Source organism: Psychromonas marina (genome assembly GCF_030161115.1).
Lineage (GTDB): Bacteria > Pseudomonadota > Gammaproteobacteria > Enterobacterales > Psychromonadaceae > Psychromonas > Psychromonas marina.
Genome location: NZ_BSPQ01000005.1, coordinates 51,870 through 72,974, shown reverse-complemented (window position 1 = coordinate 72,974; position 21,105 = coordinate 51,870). Strand labels below are relative to the sequence as shown.

Here is a 21,105-nt window from a genome sequence, read left to right as displayed (position 1 = left end):
CTTTATTGTTCGATTACACTACGAAGCACAACTTCACTGACATCAGCATAGATTTCACTACTACCGATTGAAGTCGGTAGAATTAAACGCAATTGTCCATTTAACACTTTCTTATCTAATTGCATATGATTAGCAAAGTGTTCATATTGCATCGTTTCAGGCGCATTAATCGGAAGGTTGAACGCCTCAATCAAGTTGATAACCTGCTCAACTTCTTCACCATCAAGTAAACCAAGAATAAATGAAGTTTCAGCAGCAAGCACCATACCAGCAGCCACCGCTTCACCATGCAGCCAATTGCCGTAACCTTGCTCGGCTTCAATCGCATGCCCGAATGTATGCCCCAGATTAAGTAATGCGCGAATACCGTGCTCTTTTTCATCTTGAGCAACCACTTCCGCTTTAACTTCACAGCACCGTTTAATCATGTAAATGATCGCATCAGGTTGTAATGCTTTAATTTGATCTACATTATTTTCCAGCCAAGCAAAAAACTCGCCGTCGTAAATAATGCCATATTTAATAACTTCGGCCATACCTGCTGCAAACTCGCGCTCAGGTAATGTTTTAAGGCAATTGATATCAATAATAACCGATTGTGGCTGATAGAACGCACCAATCATATTTTTGCCTAAAGGATGATTAACTGCTGTTTTTCCACCTACTGAGGAATCAACCTGTGATAATACGGTAGTCGGTACTTGAATAAATGGCACACCACGCTGGTAACAAGAAGCTGCAAATCCTGCCATGTCACCAATTACTCCGCCACCTAATGCAATAATAGTCGTGTCGCGAGCATGTTTTCCCTCAAGCAATGCACTAAGGATAGTTTCAAACGTTGCTAATGTTTTGTGTTGTTCACCGTCGGGTAAAATCACTTCATCAATAGTGTATTGTTGTAAACTTTTTTTACATGTTTCTAGGTATAATGGCGCAACGATATCATTAGTAACAATCATTACCTTTTTGCCAGTGATAGCACTTGCAAAAAGGTCGCTCTGAGACAATAAATTTTCGCCAATAGAGATGGGGTAGCTACGAGAGCCTAAATCAACCGTTAGTTTATCCATTAAAAATCCAGTAATGTAATTATTTGACTAGCAACAACCTTCGCACTTTGTTCATCAGTTTCAATCGTATAATCAGCTGCTTCATCGTAAAGTAGGTTGCGCGTTTCTGCTAGCGCTTCTAAAACTTCACGAGGATCTTCTGTTTGTAACAAGGGACGACGTTTGTCTTTTAAAGTACGTGCTAATTGTTTATCAACACTCGTTTTTAGGTAAACGACAATGCCACGAGCAGAAAGGTAAGCTCGGTTTTCAGGACGCACTACAGCACCGCCACCTGTTGCTAAAACGATGCCATGCTTCTGCGATAACTCATCAATCATATCTGATTCACGATTTCGGAAACCCTCTTCACCTTCTACATCAAAGATCCAAGCGATATCTGCACCAGTTTTTTTCTCAATTTCAGCGTCAGAATCATGAAAATTAAGATGTAACATTTGTGCTAAGTGACGTCCGATTGTGCTTTTACCAGCCCCCATAGGGCCAATTAAGAAAATATTACGTTGTTCTGCCATGTTGGTTTTTTACTCAGTGATTAGTTATTGTAATGGATATTAGAAATTCCCTTAAAAAAAGAAATGCTGCGTATTATCGCAATTGTTGATAACTGATTGCAAGTCATATTACGGACAGGTAAAAAAAAGCCCAAAGTATTAGTTTGGGCTTCTATAAATAAACACTAATTAATGCTCAATTAATATTTAGTCTGCATGACAATACGTGGCGTTACAAAAATAAGAAGTTCCGATTTTGCATTTTCTTGTATCGTGTTTCTGAACAAATAACCTAGGTAAGGAATATCACCTAAGAAAGGTACTTTTTGCACCGCGGTTGTAATACGTTGTTGATAGATACCGCCAAGTACTAATGTTTCACCATTTTCAACTAATACTTGAGTCCCTATCTCCTGTGTATCGATAGAAACTGCAGTACCGATACCTGTAGGAATAATTTCGCCTTTAGAATCTTGGGTGATAACAAGATCTAAGATCACTTTGTTATCAGGCGTAATTTGCGGTGTTACTTCAAGACTTAACACTGCCTTTTTAAAGCTTACAGACGTAGCACCCGATGATGCAGATTCTACGTAAGGAATTTCAGAACCCTGTTCAATGTATGCTGTTTGTTGATTCGCCGTAGTAATACGCGGGCTAGCAATAATCTCAGCTTTATTTTCTTGCTCTAAAGCAGAAAGCTCAAGGTCTAATATCTGCCCATCCGCTAGTTTCGCTACTTGGAACGCGATTGTACCTGCCGCACCAGCAACAGGTAGATTGACATTTAAACGATCATCAATACTTGCGACCGTACCACTGTTTGCTGAATCAGCACCTTCTAACGTCCCAGATGTTGCACTGTTACTACTCGCATTTGTTATGCCCCATCTAATACCTAATTCTTCACCCACAGAATCACTTACCGTTACCATACGTGCTTCAATAACAACTTGTCTAACAGGAACATCCAACACAGCAACCATCTCTTTCACTGCATCAATAACGATTGCTGTATCTTTTAATAACAGAGTATTAGTACGTTGATCAGTACTAACCGCACCACGAGCAGATAATAAGCTTGCATTACCACTTGAAAGCATTGAAGCGATATCAGAAACTTTTGCATAATTAATCTGTATAAACTCTGAATAGAGTGGCGCTAAATCTTCAACCTGTTTGTCGCTTTCTAATTGCTCTCGTTCTTTAGCCGCAAGCTCAACCGCAGGTGCAATCATTAATACATTGCCATCCATGCGCTTACCGAGACCTTTCACTTTTAGAATAATATCAAGCGCTTGTTCCCATGGAACATCATCCAAACGCAACGTGATATTACCACTTACAGAATCGGTAATAACTAAGTTAAAAGCGTTAAAGTCTGCAATTAGCTGAAGTACCGTACGCACAGGAATATCTTGGAAGTTAAGAGAGATTGCTTTACCTTGATAAACACTCTCATTTTGATTTTCTAATTTCTTAGAAACCTCAATCATGAACAAAGTATCTAATTGATCATAACGATAGTTATATTCATCTTTAATATCAAAAACAAAACGCGTTTTACCATCTTCCTTGAAGGTTTCAACTTTTTCAACAGAAGTTGCAAAGTCAACAACATCCATTATGTATAAAAATTCATTAGCAATATAAGTACTTTGGAACTCAGCAATTAACTGTTTATCTCGACGACGAATATCAACAGCAACACTAGAGTTATCAAGGTAAACAAGTAGTTTACCTTGGCCTTCAGAGCCACGTTGGAAGTCGATAGAGTTAATACTATTAACATAACCTTTAGGCGTTTCTTGACTTGGTTGTATATCCGAAGCTTTACCTTTAGCATCTCCCGCCATAGGGGCAATCGCAACCTGGCTTCCTGAATTTTGTGCGATAGCTGCTGCTAACGCAATCTCGCCCTCACTGGTCTCACTAGTAATGGTGGTAATATCACCAAATCGAACAAAAAGCGCATTACCTTCTTGTACTACGCGGTAAGGCATTAAGGCATCTAATGCAATCACTAATCGTAAACCATCGCTGGTTCGATCCGCTTTAACATTATTAACACCACCTTTATCAATACTGATAGGATTAAGTTTAAGCACAGAACTCGCATCTTCAATATCAACAACGAGTTGGTTAGGTCGATAATTAAGCTTATCGGTATAGCCAGATATCGCTTCATTGAATTCAAACTTTAGTTCAAACTTCCCTTCAACAAGCTGATTTACATCCAATTTTATTAGCTGAGACTCCGCCATTGCAATAGAGGAGCTTAATATCAAGCCTGCTATTGAAAAGAAAGTTACCAGCTGTTTTTTTGTTATTATGTTCATTTTTTAATTCATCCCTGCTCTAAAAGCTTATTGTGATTGTAGCGTAATTTTAGTAATTCGCTCTTGCCAACAACCATCCCTGTCTGAAGCTAACTCCAACAATTCAATCTTATCTTTAGTGATTTCCAACACTTTACCGTAGTTTAAACCTAAGTAATATCCAGGCCTTACCTTGTGAATTTCACCACCTGAAGCTTGAACTAATGCCCAAAGTTGTTCATTTATTAGTAAGGTACCGCGCATAATTAAATTATCAAGTGAATACATCTCTAATGCTTGCTTTTTACGCTTGAAGTTAGGCTGAGGACAACTTTTAGGTATATTCTCAACAGGTGTTATCACTTCAATTTGAGGTTCTGAAAATGGATTACGTCCATCATTGCCCGTAAAGGTTAACGCTTCAATTTTCTTTAGCTCTGGAATTTTGTCATTGATCGGATAAACATTTGATTTAGCACTTACCACAAAATTATTAAGATCATCCACCTTTACTTCCACACAAGAGATAAGGCTAAATGATAATAATAATGTTATTAAAATTTTCATTTACTCTCCCCTTTATATCGGTATGTTTTAGCTATCACATTTAAAGTTAACTGATCACCCTTTCCTTTTGAAAGACGTAAGTTATCTAAAATAACAATGCGAGGTAGGGCTGCAATATCAGCAGCAAAATCACCAAGTTGATCGTAGGTACCGACCACTTGAATACTAATGGGTACTTCCACCGATAGTTCGCCGGTATCTTTTTTTGCCCCCCAATTAATACTCTTGATTTGTAAGCCATTATCACTACCAATAAAGCTAATATCATCTAGTAAACTAGCAATCTCTTTTCTATTGGGCAGTTTGTTAATTAACCCTTCAAAAATCACATTGATCTCAACTAACTGGGCTTGATACGCTTCAAGATTAGATGATAAAGCCGCTTTTACTTTAAATTCATCTTTTAGTTTTTGCTCTTTTACTTCCACTGATTTTAACTGCTCTATTTGCGGAATGGTCACGTAATAATAGAAAGCACCAGCAAAAATAGCGCAAACAAGTGCGATAAAAACGCCTCGATATAATGCAGGCCAACTACCTACATTCTCAAAATCTAGCTCATTTAAATCCATTATTTAGCCACCTTAACTTCAGGAACAACAACAAAATCCATATCAAAGTTATAGAGTTTGATTGGCTTTCTAGCGCCCTCTTTAATGTTGCTCAAATATGAATCACCTAACCAACCTGAGCTATCAACGTTTCTCATCATTCTTGTCACGCGGTTACTTGATTCGGCAGCCCCTTTTACCACTACCTTTTCTTTATTAAAGGTAGCCGTTCTTAAATAAACACCTTCAGGAACGGTTTCTGCAAGGGTGTTAAATAGGTGAGTCGCATAGTTGCGTTTTTCTTCTAATTTTTGAATTAAATTAATACGACGCTCTAACTGCGCTTTTTCTTCTTTTATATTACGAATTTCAGCGATTCGACGATCTAAAATAATAGTTTGTGTTTGTAAGTATTGATTACGCTGATTTTGTGCACTAATCATAGCGTCTATATAGACTTTACCTAAATAAGACAACGCAAGTATCGCTAATGAACTGAGCAGTAAGATAACAAAAAAAGTATTTTTCTTTTTCTTTTTATAATCTTCTCGCCATGGTAACAGGTTAATATTAGACATTATTGAACCCCTCTTAATGCGAGCCCCAGAGCCATCATATATTTAGTGCCAACCTTATGAAGTAACGTTTTATCTGAGTCATTTTTATACTCAAACCCAATAAAAGGGTTGGCAACTTCAACATCAAGCTCTAATTCTTCTTCAAGCTGTGTCACTAAACCAGGCATCAATTGACACCCACCTATTAATATTACCTTTTCAACTTGGATGTTATTTGGTGCATTGGTAAACATACGCAAGTCAAACCTCAGGTGATTAACCGTCATGTTAACAAAGGGAGCAATCACATCGACATCGCAATCGAGGGGCCATTCATGATCAATTTTAGCTTTCTCTGCTTCTACAAATTTCATGCTGTAGTGATCTGCCATCATCTGAGTACAGATAGCACCGCCATGGTTTTTTGAGCGCGAAAATATAACATTACCCTGATGGACAATATTGAGCATCATTTGTGACGCGCCAATATCAACAATCGCAATTCCTTTATCGTAGTCCGCACGCTCAAAAAGAAATTCGCAAGCTCGTGATTGAGCATGACTCGCTACATCAACAACTTTTGCAACTAAACCAGCTTCTTCCACACAATCGACCTGAGTAATAACCGTCTCTTTTCGAGCCGCACTCAACAATATATCATTAAGGGATTTATCAGTGGCGTTTGGGTAAAGAACTTCAAAATCTAAAAATATTTCATCTAATGGGAATGGAATATTATTTTCTGCTTCCATCTCAACTTGAGATTCTAACTCTAGTTCATTCAGGTCAGCATTCATTGAGATAACTTTAGTGATGACATCGGCACCACTAACCGCCATCGCTACATTTTTATATGAGGCAGGAAAGTTTTTACGCAGTTGTTTAATAATTTGGGCTAATTTATCAACATTTTCAAAATGACTGTCAACAATAAGCCCCTTAGGTACTGGTGCTTCAGCGACTGCATCAATTTGATAAGTGCCCTTGCCCTTTGAAATAGCAATAGCCTTTATTGAGCTTGACCCAAAATCGATGCCAATTATGGCATTTGAGTTTTTTTTAAGACCTGAAAACATAACATCCTTGCTATCATTTGTTTGAATAAGTGGTATCGGGTTTCACTAGTATGATTAAATACTGAAAACTATTACGATTGACTACTAATAGTAAGACTAAAATCGATAACTTCCAAGTTGATAAGTCACACTTCCCTCTTATATATCCTTAATTATCGCTATATACTGTCATAATAACAGTTAGCTATCAAAAAAAAATAAAGGTAAACATATAATGAAACAATGGATTAAGCGCTTTTTTATAGCATCAGCGTTGATTATTTTATTAGGTTTAGGCTCAGTGATTGGTATTTATTACCACCTTAAGTCTGATTTACCTGACGTTGCTACAATTCAAGATATTAAATTACAAGTGCCGATGAAAATCTTCAGTCATGATGGTGAGTTGATTTCTCAATTTGGTGAGAAGCGACGCATCCCGTTACAACGTGATGAAGTACCAGAACAACTGATCAATGCCTTTTTAGCAACGGAAGATAGCCGCTTTTATCAACATTTTGGTATTGATCCAATCGGTATCGCACGTGCAGCTTTTGTCTATGCCGCATCAGGTCATGCGAAACAAGGCGCAAGTACGATCACTCAACAAGTTGCACGTAATTTCTTTTTAACTCGAGAAAAAACTTTTGTTCGTAAAATTAAAGAGATTTTTATTGCGGTTCAAATTGAACAATTATTGACTAAAGATGAAATTTTAATGCTGTATCTAAATAAAATTTCTTTGGGTCATCGTTCATTTGGTATTGGCGCTGCTGCACAAGTCTATTATGGTAAAACCGTCGAGCAACTAACACTGCCAGAAATGGCCGTCATTGCCGGATTGCCTAAAGCGCCATCAAGCAATAACCCTATTTACTCTCCAACAAACGCTAAAGCCCGCCGTAATGTAGTATTGATGCGTATGTTAGATGAAAAGCATATCTCTCAAGCACAATACGATGAGGCAAGAGAAGCACCTATTACAGGTAAGTACCATGGTGCAGAGATCACCTTATCTGCCCACTATGTAGCAGAGATGGCACATCAAAAGCTTGTTGAAATGTACGGTAAAGATCGCGCTTATAACGAAGGTTATAATGTTTACACCACGATCAATAAAGAGGCACAACAAGCCGCCAATGAAGCGCTTATGAGCAACTTGCATAACTATGATATGCGTCATGGTTATCGCGGTGCGACAAGCGTTTTATGGGAAGCACCGACTGAAAACTGGTCAACAGAAGAAATTATAAATAAGCTAAAAAAAGAGCCTAATTTTTCAGACCTTGAGCCTGCAGTCGTCATTGAAGTTAACAAACAATCCATCACAGTGCTCAGTAAAAGTGGCAAAGAAGCTGAACAACAGATCAACTGGGATGGCTTAAAATGGGCACGTCGATATATTAGCGATACCAGACAGGGTAAAGCACCTAAAAAAGCGAGTGATATTGTTGCCGTTGGAGAGCTTATTTGGGTACGTAAAACTAATGAGCAGCTAGAATTATCTCAATACCCCGCAGCAAGTGCCGCTTTTGTTTCATTAAATCCACAAGACGGTGCTATTACCTCATTAGTGGGAGGCTTTAGCTTTGTACAAAGTAAGTTCAACCGTGCAACGCAAGCGGAACGTCAAGTAGGTTCAAATATTAAGCCTTTTATCTATTCTACTGCACTAGATAATGGCTATAACCTAGCGACATTAGTTAATGATGCTCCAATCAATCAATGGACCGGAGGTTCAGCTTGGCGCCCTAAAAATTCACCGCCTGTTTATGATGGTCCGATACGTCTTCGTCGAGCATTAGCACAATCTAAAAATGTAGTCTCAGTTCGTTTAGTGCAGGATTTAGGTACCACTAAAGTGATTGAACAACTCGGAAAATTTGGATTTGATGAAGAAAAAATTCCTCATAACAATACTATCGCATTGGGGTCTGCATCTTTAACGCCACTTAAGCTAGCAACGGGTTATGCAATTATTGCTAATGGCGGTTACGCGATAGAACCTTATGTGATTGAACGTATAGAAGATGCATACGGTACAACTATTTACCAAGCAAGCCCTAAAATGGTTTGTGACAACTGCGAGAAACTATTTAAACAACAATCGGCCTCTGACGACCTAGACTTCGAGAAATATGCAAAAGGTGATACCTGTGCAATTTCGCCTATCAGCCAAGAACAAATCGCACCTTCAGCGATCAGTGAAGAAACGGCATTTTTACTTCGAGAGATGCTTTATAGCGCGGTTTGGGGAGGAGGTAGTTGGCAACATAAAACAGGTTGGAATGGTACAGCTTGGCGTGCTGCTCGTGCACTTAAACGTCATGATATTGGTGGTAAAACAGGGACTACAAATGATTCAAAGGATGCTTGGTTCTCTGGATATGTTGGCAATGTCGTTGCTACGTCATGGGTAGGGTTTGATAACTTTAACCGTAATTTAGGGACTGCAAACTACAATCAAAACCTAGGTAAAGAGCAAGTTACAGGTGGAGAATTTGGGGCACGTACTGCACTGCCAGCATGGAACATGTTTATGCAAAAGGTTGCTCTGACACAACCCGTAGTGAAAAAAGTAACGCCGAACACTATTTCAACAGCAAGAATCGATAGAGAAACAGGATTATTGACTCGCAAAACAGATTACACCAGTCTATTTGAATATTTTGAAGCAGGTACGATGCCAAGCGAATATGTTGAGCAACCAAATCGATTCGAATTTAATGATAGCAACAATGGCACGATTGATGAGGGTGATGAAGAGCTGTTTTAAAGCAGTTATTCTCCTTTACTAAAATGTTTACGTTATAGAAAAGGCCGAGCTAACACAATGTTTAGCTCGGCCTTTTCGATTATATCTATTCAGTCTACTTATCCATTAGCTTTTGGGCAGTGATACCTGCACATTAAAACCACCTGCAGGTAAGTTTTTAAAGGTCATTTTTCCTGCATGTGCCTGTACAATACCGTGGCTTATTGCCAAACCTAAACCAACACTTGAATCTTGAGTATCTCGCGCTTTATCTAATCGTACAAAAGGCTTTATCACCTCTTCAAAAAGAGACTCCTCGATACCTTCACCAGTATCACTAACTGAAATAATAAGACTTTCACTCTCAAGGCTAACTTCAACAGAAATATGCACTTCTCCAGTAGCGTCTTTTCCGTAAGCGATACTGTTATTAATAATATTTTCAATCACACGACGAAATGCAACGGGCCATAACCGGAAAATAAGCTTATCCGCACTAAACAACTGAATATCGAGACCACGATCTCGGTAATCATCACAAATAGTGGCTAATAAACTCACGACTTCAAGCTCCTGTTTCGCCTCTTTATAGGCATCATCCTTAGCAAAATCGAGCGTGGCTTTTAACATTTTTTCCATCTGATGTACTGTTTCAAGCATTCGGATTTGATCTTCTCCTGGCTCAATAAACTCTAAGCGCAAACGCAAACTGGTGATAGGAGTACGTAGATCATGTGAAATAGCGGCGAGCATTTTACTACGATCATCAATAAACGTAGAAAGATTAGCCTGCATCTGATTAAACGCCGCAATAGCAGGAATGATCTCACTTGGACCAACTTCGCTGATATTTTTAAAGTCACGTTCACTGCCGACTTTTTTGGCAACAATTGCTAAAGCCTCTATCGGCTTTAATGCGCGTTTAACAATCCATGCCATGGTAATTAATATTAGAAAAGTAAATAAAACAACCCACATAATGGTTTGCATTGGCAGATGTGTCACCTCTTCATCGATTGCAGAACTAAAGTTTAACCAGTGCTTTTCCGATAATAAAATTGAGCCCGTTAACTTAACGTTATAACGCTCCCTTAATTCAGCACGTTTTTTCTCATGTTTAGTCATTTTTTCTTTTTTACGCTCAGGGTGCTTTATATTAGCCGCAACAATGCGAATATCGTCAACATCAGAGGCGAGTAGCTCTTTAAGGTTACTGGCTAACTCAACACTGCCTTGCTCACGTACAAGAGCTTTTTTACCTAATGACAGATAAAAACCACGACCTTGACTAGCGCTAATGATCTCTTTATGTAGTTCAATTGGCGTATTATTTAAAATAGTAATTAATGAACTTACTCGCTCAATCGTACTGTCACTAGAAGTGAAATTCAGCACACGCTGACGATCGTTAGAATAAAGTTGCATCGAAACCGAAACAACCAGCATGACACCAATAAGCATGATCAAACTAATTTGCCCGACCAAACTTTTCGGGAATATTCTATTTATCATGGCTTACCTCGCAGGTAAATTGATAACCTCCGCCCCAAATTGTTTTAATTAATTCAGGGTGTTTTGCATCTACTTCTAACTTTTTACGCAAGCGACTTATTAAGGTATCAATCGCACGATCATAAACGCCACCGTCACGCCCCTTGCTTAACTCTAATAATTGATCACGACTTAATACGCGTTGTGGGTGCTCAATAAATACACGTAGTAAATCAAATTCAGCACTACTTAAAATAACCATCACCCCTTCTTTATCCGTCAACTCACGCTTATTAACGTCTATCGTCCACTGGGCAAAAGAATATTGATTAATATCTGAAACGGGTGCACTAAGCGTATTCACTCGGCGTAGGACAGCCTTGATGCGAGCAAGCAACTCACGAGGATTAAAAGGTTTAGCAAGATAGTCATCCGCGCCCATCTCAAGGCCGATAATTTTATCCATTTCATCACCCATTGCGGTGAGCATTACGATCGGAACATTAGAGGAAGCACGTAAGTCACGGCAAAGCGTCAAACCATCCTCTCCGGGTAACATCAAATCCAACACGATTAAGTCTATCTGTGTGTCCTTTAAGCGCAGCTTCATCTCTTTACCATCTTTAGCAACGGTAACGCGATAATTATGCTGTATAAAAAAACGTTGCAATAACTCGCGTATTTCACGATGGTCATCAACAATTAATAGGTGAGGCATTTGCATCTTTTTATCCTTACAATAAGTCTTATATCTACGAGGTTACGCTATTTAAAGTCAGAGTTGTGTCAAAGTATGTCAAATGACCCAATCGCCATAAACTATTACAAATTTATCTATTTTAGACAAACTCCTGACAACATTAACTGCTTTAATAGCATCATACAAAAACGAAATTATTAACCCAAACCCAGGAGTCAATTATGAAAACTAAAACTATCGCGTCACTAGTACTAGCAACGACACTTTCTTTAGGTGGTCTATCTTACGCAGTTGCAGCTAACCAAGATGGCATGCAAAATGGACAAAATAATGCTCAAGATTGCAGCATGGTAAAAGAAGATGGTCGTGGCAAACATCAAGGTGGAAAGCATAAAGGCAAAGGTAAAGGTAAAAACAAGCAAATGGGTTTTGCCAAACTTGACTTAACTGACCAACAAAAAGCCGATATGAAAACAATTATGTCAGCGCAAAAAGCAGAAAAGAAAGAACAAAAAACTGATGCAGATCGCTTAGCTCAACGTGCTGAAATGCAAGCCCTTATGAGTGCGGAAACCTTTGATGAAGCAAAAGCGAAATCATTAATCGATGCACAAGAAGCTCAAAAAAGTGAAAGAAAACTTTCAATGCTAAAAGCTAAACATGAAATGTTCCAACTGCTAACTGACGAGCAGAAAGCAGAATTTGCAGAAATGCAGATGAAACGCCAAAATCGTTAATCGTTAAGCACGCTTAAACAATTCTGAAAATTGTTTAATAGCATCAAAAGCCTGCATACTTTGTGCAGGCTTTTCGCTATCTGGCGTAGCGATACCACGTAAAAAACCAACACCTGATTGCTTCGCTACTGCTAATATTTTTTCACTATCGTCTATAAACAAGCAACGTGACAAATCAACCTGCAACTGCTCTTTTACGCTTAGCCAAAAACGTGGATTTTCTTTTGGTGTATTGAAATCATGACTAGAAATTATTTTTTTAAAGTAAGGCGTTAAATCAGTCTGCTGCATTTTCAGTGCAACACCACTGCGATGTGCATTAGTTAAAATATAAGTTGGGATATTGAGTTGTTTAAGCTTTTCTAAAAACCATAAGGTATCACTACGCAGTTGAATTTTGTGTTTAGTTTTATGCTGCAGTGCATGAATATCAAGTCCTAACGTTTCACTCCAATAGTCATGGCAATACCAGTTTAAACTGCCTGTTACCTTATCACACTGTGCATATACATGGTGTTTTGCTTGTTGCAATGAAAGTTGATGCTTGAGTGCATACTGCTGTGGCACAAACTCTAACCAGAAATGATTATCATAATGCAGGTCTAACAGCGTGCCGTCCATATCAAGTAAAACAGCATCGATATCAGCTTCAAAAAACATAACGGCTCCATAGTGTATAGGTAAATAGTTGATCACATAATTAACGTAGTTGGTATAAGATATCATGATACCAACGCCAGAAAAGGGATAACATGAAACAATTACCTGAAATTCTAAAACGTACCTTAGTGGCGAGTAGCCGATTTTTTAATATTGAAGCGGTACAGCTTAAATTTAGCAATGGTGAGCAACGCGAATTTGAACGTATGCAAGGTTATAACCAAGGCGCCGTACTCGTTGTTCCTTTCTATGATGAACACACTCTCCTACTGATTCGCGAATATGGTGCTGGGACACATAGTTACAGTTTGGGTTTCCCTAAAGGACTTATTGATAAAGGCGAATTACCAGAAATAGCCGCGAATAGGGAGTTAAAAGAGGAAGTGGGTTTTGGCGCTAAGCGTTTACAAAAACTAAAAACTGTGACCATGGCACCCAGCTATTTTAGCAGCGAAATGCACTTGTATATGGCTTTTGACCTTTATCCTGAACAACTAGAGGGTGATGAACCAGAGCCATTGGAAGTAATTAAATGGCCAATCTCAAAAATTGATGAGTTACTTGCCCGAGAAGACTTTCAAGAAGCGCGCAGTATTGCCGCGCTCCTATTAGCACTGAAGACCTTAAAACAACCTGTTTAAACCATTTAAGGCAGCAACACGATACGCTTCTGCCATGGTAGGGTAATTAAACGTAGTATTTACAAAATACTCTATCGTATTCGCTTTACCCTCTTGCTCCATGATCGCTTGCCCAATGTGGATAATTTCTGCAGCACGCTCTCCAAAGCAATGAATACCTAATATTTCTTTCGTTTCTCGATGGAAAAGTATTTTTAAGCTACCTACATCAGAACCTAAAATCTGTGAGCGAGCTAAGTCTTTAAACTGCGCTCTCCCCACTTCATAGGGTACTTTTTGCTGAGTTAACATCTGCTCTGTTTTGCCCACAGAGCTAATTTCTGGAATCGTATAAATACCCGTCGGGATATCCTTGATCAGTTTTTTCTGTCCCTCTTTCGTGAGGATAACATGCGCGGCAATTCGCCCTTGATCATAGGCTGCACTCGCCAGACTTGGGTAACCGATAACATCACCAATTGCATAAATATTTTTTGTATCTGTTTGATAGTGTTCGTTAATTGCAAGCTGACCACGCCCATCGGCCTTTAGCCCTACAGCACCTAGATTCAACTTATCAGTATTACCTGTGCGCCCATTGGCGTATAACAGACAACCCGCTTTCATTTTTTTACCCGATTTAAAATGTAGCACCACGCCGTCTTTCGTACTTTCTACTTTTTCATACTCTTCATCGTGACGTAAAATAATACCGGAATGCCTGAAATGATAAGAGAGCGCATCGGACATCTCCGCATCTAAAAACGAGAGTAAGCGATCTCGTGTATTAATAAGATCGGTTTTAACCCCTAGTCCTCTAAAAATAGAAGCGTACTCAGAGCCAATCACACCCGCACCATAAATGGCGATATGCTGAGGCTGATAATCTAATGAGAGAATGGTATCGCTATCATAAATATTAGCGTCTTCGAAATTAATATCATCAGGATGATAAGGGCGAGAGCCTGTTGCAACGATGATATCTTTCGCAGTGATAGTATCAATCGAGCCATCTCTATTTTTTACTGCAATGGTATGTTTATCAACAAAAGAAGCTTTACCAAAAATAAGCTTACAGTTATTGCGATCATAAAAACTACTGCGCATTCTTACCTGTTTATTGATGACCTGCTCAGTATGTCGCAATACATCCGCAAAGGTGAATGCCGCTTTTTGTGGGTAGTTATTAACAAACAGTGCATTATGCTTCAGCTCAATTAGCTGACTGACGCTATGCCTTAATGCTTTTGAGGGGATAGTTCCCCAGTGCGTACAACCACCACCAATATCTTTATACTTTTCTATAACAGCAACTGACAAACCACCTTTAGCCAATTTCATTGCTGCGCCCTCTCCTCCAGGTCCAGTGCCAATAACAATGGCATCGAAATCATAACTTACAGGAGTAGATGTGCTATTTTTTGATTTTGACATGAGGAACCTTTAAGGGAGATAAAAATAAAACATTATATTAACAATTGTTTAGAATTTGTCACATACTGGAGTGACAAATCGTGAGCAGTGTTATTGATAAATATTTAAGCATTAAAAAAAGGGGAAAAATAACAAACTTCGTGTTATTTTTAAGCTACCACTTACTTTTTTAAAGGCTTATCTATGAGTAAAAATTCTATTTCAGTAAAATGGCTTTTTTATACTTTTCTAATTGGTTTATCACTGAACGCATGTCTCTCTATTTTTACAATTGCACCTGTAGAGTTTTCTGTTTTTCCCTTTTTCACACTCTTTTTCGCAATAAACCACTTTTATGGTTTTTATATTAAAGAAGCCAATAACGAAGCAAGTATTAAACCAGCATGGGCGACCTTTTTCATGGGGATATTTTCTTACTCTGCATTTACAGGGGCGTTATATCCGCATCTAGGCTCTAATTTTATCTCTATCACTATTACGTTAATACTCGGTATTTGGCTAATGTATAAATGGATGTTTGGTGATAACCACTACTCTGCATAATCGCTTAGTAAGAATTAGGGTTAAATTATTTAACCCTAATTTTGATGTTTATTCAGTAGACGCTAGTCGATTTAATAGCGTAATTGCATTGTTTTTTAAAGTACGTAATTCCTCATCTGATGCATTTTTATTAAATAGACCAAGCTCAGGAAGTAACAGACAACATAACGCTTGAGGCTGCATTGCCATTAGGTCAATAGTGGCGGTATGAGGCAGTTGCATAAACGCAAAACGATTTATTTCATCAAAACGCTGCAACTTTTGCATTAATAAAGTCGCACTTTCTGCTTCAATAAAGAACTCCTCTCTTGCACATTTACCATCCCACTCAGCCACCGTCACCAATGCAACAAAAGGAAGATCAAATGGTTGTGTCTGTGTTTCGATATAGATAGCATGTAATGCAGTATTCAACCCCTCTCTATTTATTTTTAAAGCAATAAATTTACAACTTGAGTCGAGCGTTAATGATGCCAGCAACTGCGAAGCTGAAGAAAGTGGTAATTGATCACCATTTGACATAAAAGCTCCCTAATTATTTAATTTTACTGCATTATTAGCTTAATCTATAAACCTCACTTTACAAGCTTAGGAAAGGATTCGACATGAACTACATCACTCGTGAATTAACAAAACACAAACGCATTGCATTAGTTGCACATGACAACATGAAAGAGCAACTATTAAAGTGGTCAGAACAACGCTTAGAAGCACTTAAATTACATCACCTCTATGCAACAGGCACAACAGGCTCTATCTTATCAAAGCAGTTGTCTTTGCCTATTACTTGCTTATTTTCAGGGCCAATGGGTGGCGATCAACAATTAGGTGCTAAAATTTCAGAAGGAGAGATAGACGTTTTAATCTTTTTTTGGGACCCAATGAATGCAGCACCACATGATCCGGATGTTAAAGCATTATTGCGCTTAGCCGCAGTGTGGAATATTCCTGTTGCGACTAATATCGCGACTGCTGATTTTATTATGGATTCTCTACATATTAACGAGACTTACCAAACCCGCATTCCTGATTATCATGGTTATTTAGCAGAGCGAGTTAAATAGATGCAAGCATTAACAGACATTTACATTTACCCAATTAAATCGGTGAAAGCGATCAGTCAACCTGCCGCATTCGTTGAAGAAAAAGGGCTAAGTTTTGATCGTCGTTATATGTTAATTGACTTAGATGGACAATTTATTACAGGGCGAACACATCCTCAGCTAACGCAGATAGATGTACAGTTTTCACGAAAAATATTACAACTAAATGCCCCTAATATGGCGCAGTTAAGCATCGACCCAGAACAATTTTCAACGCAGGTGATCAGTGCTGATATATGGTCTGATACGGTAAATGCTTTGCACTGTCATCAAGATTACGACCATTGGTTCTCCACCTATTTAAAGCAACCTTGTCAGTTGGTTTTTTTCGCGGAAAGCAGCCAACGTTGTATTAAAGATCGCGACACCTCGGTCGCTTTTGCAGATGGCTACCCACTGCTATTAATTAATCAAGCCTCAATTGATCAGCTTAATAGTAAGCTAGAAAGTCCCGTTAGCGCACTGCATTTTCGCCCCAATATTGTTATCAAAGGTGATTTTCCATTTATAGAAGATAGTTGGTTACGCATAAAAATTGGGGAAGTTGAATTTGAAATCAGTAAACCTTGTTCACGCTGTACTTTTATTAACGTTGATCCTAAAACAGGCATTCCAACAGACAATGAACCATTAGCAACCTTAGCTAAATTTCGTTATCACCAGGGAGAAATAGACTTCGGGCAAAACCTCATTCCTTTAAATAGTGGACTAATTAGAGCGGGTGATGAGGTACACGTGTTAGCAACACAGGAAGCTATTTCATATACAGCACAATCTGATTCGCTAGCCGATAATAAAAAATCATTACAAATATACTACCAACAATCAGCATTAACCGTAGCAGGAGATAATCAACAACTATTATTAGATCAAGCTGAACAAGCTGGCGTCCCAATTCCTTTCTCATGTCGAGGTGGAAAATGTGGACGATGTAAAGTTCAACTGATTGAAGGGGAGGTGCAGACTCTAAACAATGAAGCACTTAGTCCGGAAGAGTTAGAACAAGGTTATATACTAGCTTGTAGTTGTATTCCACTTTCTGATATTAGCTTAAAACATTAATAATTAAGTGTTATTACGAATTACAAAGAAAAATGGAACAAAAAAGCGAAGATAAATCTTCGCTTTTTTAGTTATTACATTTAATGATTTGTTAATAACGCTCAAATAGCTTCAATAATGCATCACTGCTGTCTGGTGCAAACTTATCTTCTTGCTCCTTGCCATATACACTATCTGCAAGCTGTTGTTTACGGGCTTGCAATGCAAGTACACGCTCCTCAACGGTTTGCTCACAAATCAACTTATAAACAAAAACAGGCTTGTCTTGACCAATACGATAAGCACGATCCGTCGCTTGATTTTCAACAGCAGGGTTCCACCATGGGTCATAATGAATAACGGTATCAGCAGCGGTTAAGTTCAAACCTACGCCACCCGCTTTTAGTGAGATAAGGAAAATAGGCACCTCACCTCCTTGGAATTTATCGATAATCTCAGTTCGATTACGTGTTTGCCCTGTCAGTTTCACATAGTTAATGCCTTTACTTTCTAGTTCATCACCAATCAAACCAAGCATGGTTGCAAACTGAGAGAAGATTAAGATACGTCTTCCCTCCTCAATCATCTCAGGTACGATCTCCATTAAGAAATCTAATTTAGCAGAACTTTTAATGCCTTGTGCATGCTCTAACTTCACTAAACGTGGGTCACAACAAGCTTGACGCAGTTTCAGTAACGCGTCTAAAAACTCAATGCGACTGCGCGCCATGCCTTTCTCTTTAAGTAGATCACGTACTTTTGCTTCCATCGTAATACGAATGCTTTCATACAAGGTACGTTGATCATTTGGCAGTACGACTTTGTGCACAATCTCAGTTTTAGCTGGTAGCTCTTTTGCCACTTCATCTTTAGTACGACGCATTAGGAACGGTTGCGTTTTTTGAATCAACCAATCTTGTATCTGTTGATTCCCTTCACCCTCAATACCTTTACGATAGAAACGATTAAAGGTGGTGTGTGTTCCTAAAAAACCCGGCATTAAGAAATCAAACAGTGACCATAACTCACCAAGATGATTTTCCATCGGCGTACCCGTTAAACATAAACGCTGCTTAGCATTTAACTGCTTAATGCTTTTGGTCATTTTGGCCAATGGATTTTTAATGGTTTGTGCTTCATCCAAAATTAAATCTGAAAACTGTAACGGTTCAAGTTGGGAAAAATCACGCCCTACCAGTGGGTACGTCGTGATGACTAAATCATAATTTAAAATAGTTTCAAAGTACTGGTGTCGATCCGCACCGTGTAACACTAACACTTTCAAATCAGGCGTAAACTTAGCCGCTTCATTCATCCAGTTACCGACTAATGAAGTAGGGCAAATAACAATGGCTGGTTGCGTTAATTGCTGATGTTGCTTTTTATAAAGTAGATAAGCTAATGCTTGAATCGTTTTACCTAACCCCATGTCATCGGCCAACACACCCGAAAAACCATATTCATTCATGAATACTAACCAATTTAATCCGGCTAACTGATAATCACGTAGTGTCGCTTTAAGCTCGCTCGGTACTTCCACCGTTTCAATACCGGTAAAATTAGTTAGTTTGTCTGCGATGCTTTTGACATGATCACCACCAACCCACTTATTAATTTCAGGTAATTGTGCAAGTAGCGCAGCTTGGCTTTGTGGTAATTTAATATTGTCATTATTCACTTCACCTAACTCTTGTAAGATAGATAAAATTGGCTGAATAGAACTACGTTTGACACGAAGAGGTCGGCCATTTGCTTGCGCTAATAGAATATCAAAACTGTTTTGCTGCCAATCTTCATTGCTTCGTAACCACTCTAATAACAGAGGTAAGAGCTCGATACGCTTGCCTTCAACTTCAATCGACACACCTAAATCAAACCAGTTTCCCTGCTCTGATATAGCGATATCAATGCTGTCTATCTGTTCACTTTCTAATACTAAATCACTAGCAATATTAAATTCCCAACCAATTACCTCTAAACGCGCCTTATGAGCTGTTAAAAATGATAACCATTGGAACTGCTGAGAACCACCAAGCTCTGGGGGTAAAATCCCCAATTGCTGCGTCGATTTGGGCTGTTTATCATCATAAGTCAACAGATCTAACAGACACAGCTGATCATATTCGTTGAGGGCAAAGGTTTCAGCTTCAATATCACGTTTAATGGTTACGATCTCATTGTTAAACATGAACTGATTACGTGTTAACTCTTCAAGTACGACCGGATCTAAACGTAAATCACCATAAAAGAAAGACAAACGGCTAATAAATAACGGGTTACCTTTAACTACCTTACTGGTCAAACTAAATTCAACGCGCAGCGGCGCATTTAGCTCGCTTGTTTGATAAGCGATCGGATTGGGTAAAACGGCTTGAGGAAAGCGAAGTGAGACCTGTTCTGTAAAATGTTTACACTGTTCATCGGCTAGCGGCGGGGTTTGGATAAGTGAAAGTATCCAATCTCGATCAAACTCACTTGTTATTTCGCCAACAGCACCAGTGTCTGTATCGATATAATAAGGTGTTGGTGTCGGAACCAATAACCAGTTTTCACTTTCTAATAACGACACTTCAAGTTGTTTCAGGTCGGCATCATCATGCCATTGTAGCTGTAGCGCTTTCGCTTCAGAGGCAACAATAGGTAACGCCATTTCACGCCAAAAACAGCGTCCTGTCGCTAAGATTTGTTGTAATGCTAAAAGGTCATGTTGAGTATGAATCGTCGTTTTAGCTAATTTTGCAACACGTCCCTCTTTAGCCAGTAGCAGCTGAAGAATATTAACATCTTCCGGCTTAACCCACTTATAACTCTCCATCCATGTTTCATTATCCACCACAGAGATAAGGTCTTTTTCTGCAAAAACACTGACGTTTTCACTTTTCAAAAAACGTACAGAGCCATACTCAACCTGAATATATTGTAGTGCATGGTTGTAGGCTGTTTTGATAAATGAAAGACGGAAATAACCTTCATAAGCACTAACAACCGGTTTTGGCTGTTTTTTATCTAGCTGCCCTTGAAGCATTTCATACCAAGTTTGATAGCTGTTTTCTATATTATAATTTGGCGTATCTGCTTGATAAGCAAGCAATAATGCGACAGCATGTTTACAGTTCCAGCCTACGCGACAAGAACAAGTACTATGAATAATAAAACCGCCCTTGTTAGAAGGTTTAATCATTGCGCTGGTTTGGTAAGGTGTATCAGAACTACCTTTAATGCTGCCACTAAGTTTATTTTGTTGTTCATCAAAATCACAAGATAATACGCGACTCTCTTTAAAATAAAGGGTGCCACGGTCGATAATATTGCGACCAAAACTGGTGGAAATGTCTTGCTGAGTGATCTTAGGCATCAGGGTAACCAACTGTAAAAACGGATCATTAATGATAGAGAGATATTACCT

At 38.7% G+C, this 21,105-nt stretch carries 19 protein-coding genes; 6 read left to right on the top strand and 13 right to left on the bottom strand.

Going from position 1 to position 21,105, the window contains the following annotated elements; genetic code table 11:
• Positions 1 to 2 precede the first annotated feature (2 nt).
• The 7 genes from aroB to QQK09_RS08860 form a co-directional block, all read right to left on the bottom strand.
• Positions 3 to 1,073: a 3-dehydroquinate synthase gene (gene aroB, locus QQK09_RS08890; protein ID WP_284203778.1), complete on the bottom strand. Its 1,071-nt coding sequence runs from the start codon at positions 1,071 to 1,073 to the stop codon at positions 3 to 5.
• Positions 1,073 to 1,588 (bottom strand): shikimate kinase AroK, encoded by a 516-nt coding sequence (gene aroK / locus QQK09_RS08885; protein WP_284203777.1) that lies wholly within the window; start codon positions 1,586 to 1,588, stop codon positions 1,073 to 1,075. The genes aroB and aroK overlap by 1 nt, the downstream gene beginning before the upstream one ends.
• 179 nt (positions 1,589 to 1,767) lie before the next feature.
• Entirely contained in the window at positions 1,768 to 3,906 is a 2,139-nt protein-coding gene (locus tag QQK09_RS08880; RefSeq protein ID WP_284203776.1) for a type IV pilus secretin PilQ, read from the bottom strand.
• 27 nt (positions 3,907 to 3,933) lie between these two features.
• Entirely contained in the window at positions 3,934 to 4,452 is a 519-nt protein-coding gene (locus QQK09_RS08875; protein WP_284203775.1) for a pilus assembly protein PilP, read from the bottom strand.
• Positions 4,449 to 5,024 (bottom strand): type IV pilus inner membrane component PilO, encoded by a 576-nt coding sequence (locus QQK09_RS08870; RefSeq protein WP_284203774.1) that lies wholly within the window; start codon positions 5,022 to 5,024, stop codon positions 4,449 to 4,451. The genes QQK09_RS08875 and QQK09_RS08870 overlap by 4 nt, the downstream gene beginning before the upstream one ends.
• Positions 5,024 to 5,581 carry a PilN domain-containing protein gene (locus QQK09_RS08865; RefSeq protein WP_284203773.1) on the bottom strand — a complete coding sequence of 186 codons (558 nt, stop codon included), beginning with the start codon at positions 5,579 to 5,581 and terminating at the stop codon, positions 5,024 to 5,026. Before QQK09_RS08865 ends, QQK09_RS08870 begins: the two co-directional genes overlap by 1 nt.
• A complete protein-coding gene (locus tag QQK09_RS08860) occupies positions 5,581 to 6,636 on the bottom strand; it encodes a pilus assembly protein PilM (RefSeq protein ID WP_284203772.1) in 1,056 nt (351 codons plus the stop codon). The genes QQK09_RS08865 and QQK09_RS08860 overlap by 1 nt, the downstream gene beginning before the upstream one ends.
• Before the next feature lie 214 nt (positions 6,637 to 6,850).
• On the opposite strand from QQK09_RS08860, the gene QQK09_RS08855 reads away from it, so the two are divergent.
• Complete coding sequence (locus tag QQK09_RS08855; protein ID WP_284203771.1) at positions 6,851 to 9,391, top strand: penicillin-binding protein 1A; 2,541 nt, start codon at positions 6,851 to 6,853, stop codon at positions 9,389 to 9,391.
• A 105-nt stretch (positions 9,392 to 9,496) separates the two neighbouring features.
• Here the strand turns inward: QQK09_RS08855 and QQK09_RS08850 are convergent, their stop codons facing one another.
• Both QQK09_RS08850 and QQK09_RS08845 read right to left on the bottom strand, forming a co-directional pair.
• On the bottom strand, positions 9,497 to 10,882 hold the full coding sequence (locus QQK09_RS08850; RefSeq protein ID WP_284203770.1) for a sensor histidine kinase: 1,386 nt from the start codon (positions 10,880 to 10,882) through the stop codon (positions 9,497 to 9,499).
• The gene (locus QQK09_RS08845) at positions 10,872 to 11,585 is read right to left on the bottom strand and encodes a response regulator (protein ID WP_284203769.1); all 714 of its coding nucleotides are present in this window, start codon (positions 11,583 to 11,585) and stop codon (positions 10,872 to 10,874) included. The genes QQK09_RS08850 and QQK09_RS08845 overlap by 11 nt, the downstream gene beginning before the upstream one ends.
• A gap of 197 nt (positions 11,586 to 11,782) precedes the next feature.
• On the opposite strand from QQK09_RS08845, the gene QQK09_RS08840 reads away from it, so the two are divergent.
• Positions 11,783 to 12,298, top strand: coding sequence for a Spy/CpxP family protein refolding chaperone (locus QQK09_RS08840; protein WP_284203768.1), 516 nt, complete (start codon positions 11,783 to 11,785; stop codon positions 12,296 to 12,298).
• Between the two features lie 3 nt (positions 12,299 to 12,301).
• On the opposite strand, the gene yrfG is transcribed toward QQK09_RS08840, so the two are convergent.
• Positions 12,302 to 12,958, bottom strand: a complete 657-nt coding sequence (gene yrfG / locus QQK09_RS08835; protein WP_284203767.1) for a GMP/IMP nucleotidase — start codon at positions 12,956 to 12,958, stop codon at positions 12,302 to 12,304.
• Positions 12,959 to 13,050: 92 nt separating this feature from the next.
• On the opposite strand from yrfG, the gene nudE reads away from it, so the two are divergent.
• Positions 13,051 to 13,599 carry an ADP compounds hydrolase NudE gene (gene nudE / locus QQK09_RS08830; protein ID WP_284203766.1) on the top strand — a complete coding sequence of 183 codons (549 nt, stop codon included), beginning with the start codon at positions 13,051 to 13,053 and terminating at the stop codon, positions 13,597 to 13,599.
• On the opposite strand, the gene sthA is transcribed toward nudE, so the two are convergent.
• On the bottom strand, positions 13,582 to 15,012 hold the full coding sequence (gene sthA / locus QQK09_RS08825; RefSeq protein ID WP_284203765.1) for a Si-specific NAD(P)(+) transhydrogenase: 1,431 nt from the start codon (positions 15,010 to 15,012) through the stop codon (positions 13,582 to 13,584). The two genes, nudE and sthA, sit on opposite strands and share 18 nt — an antisense overlap.
• Positions 15,013 to 15,195: 183 nt before the next feature.
• Between sthA and QQK09_RS08820 the strand changes: the two genes are divergently transcribed.
• Positions 15,196 to 15,555 (top strand): DUF1422 family protein, encoded by a 360-nt coding sequence (locus QQK09_RS08820; RefSeq protein WP_284203764.1) that lies wholly within the window; start codon positions 15,196 to 15,198, stop codon positions 15,553 to 15,555.
• Between the two features lie 48 nt (positions 15,556 to 15,603).
• On the opposite strand, the gene QQK09_RS08815 is transcribed toward QQK09_RS08820, so the two are convergent.
• Complete coding sequence (locus QQK09_RS08815; protein ID WP_284203763.1) at positions 15,604 to 16,077, bottom strand: hypothetical protein; 474 nt, start codon at positions 16,075 to 16,077, stop codon at positions 15,604 to 15,606.
• An 83-nt stretch (positions 16,078 to 16,160) separates the two neighbouring features.
• On the opposite strand from QQK09_RS08815, the gene QQK09_RS08810 reads away from it, so the two are divergent.
• Together QQK09_RS08810 and QQK09_RS08805 are read left to right on the top strand one after the other, a co-directional pair.
• Complete coding sequence (locus QQK09_RS08810; protein WP_284203762.1) at positions 16,161 to 16,619, top strand: methylglyoxal synthase; 459 nt, start codon at positions 16,161 to 16,163, stop codon at positions 16,617 to 16,619.
• Positions 16,620 to 17,720: a YcbX family protein gene (locus QQK09_RS08805; protein ID WP_284203761.1), complete on the top strand. Its 1,101-nt coding sequence runs from the start codon at positions 16,620 to 16,622 to the stop codon at positions 17,718 to 17,720. It abuts the gene before it with no gap.
• Positions 17,721 to 17,811: 91 nt separating this feature from the next.
• Here the strand turns inward: QQK09_RS08805 and QQK09_RS08800 are convergent, their stop codons facing one another.
• Positions 17,812 to 21,054, bottom strand: coding sequence for a DEAD/DEAH box helicase (locus QQK09_RS08800; RefSeq protein ID WP_284203760.1), 3,243 nt, complete (start codon positions 21,052 to 21,054; stop codon positions 17,812 to 17,814).
• Positions 21,055 to 21,105: the final 51 nt, after the last annotated feature.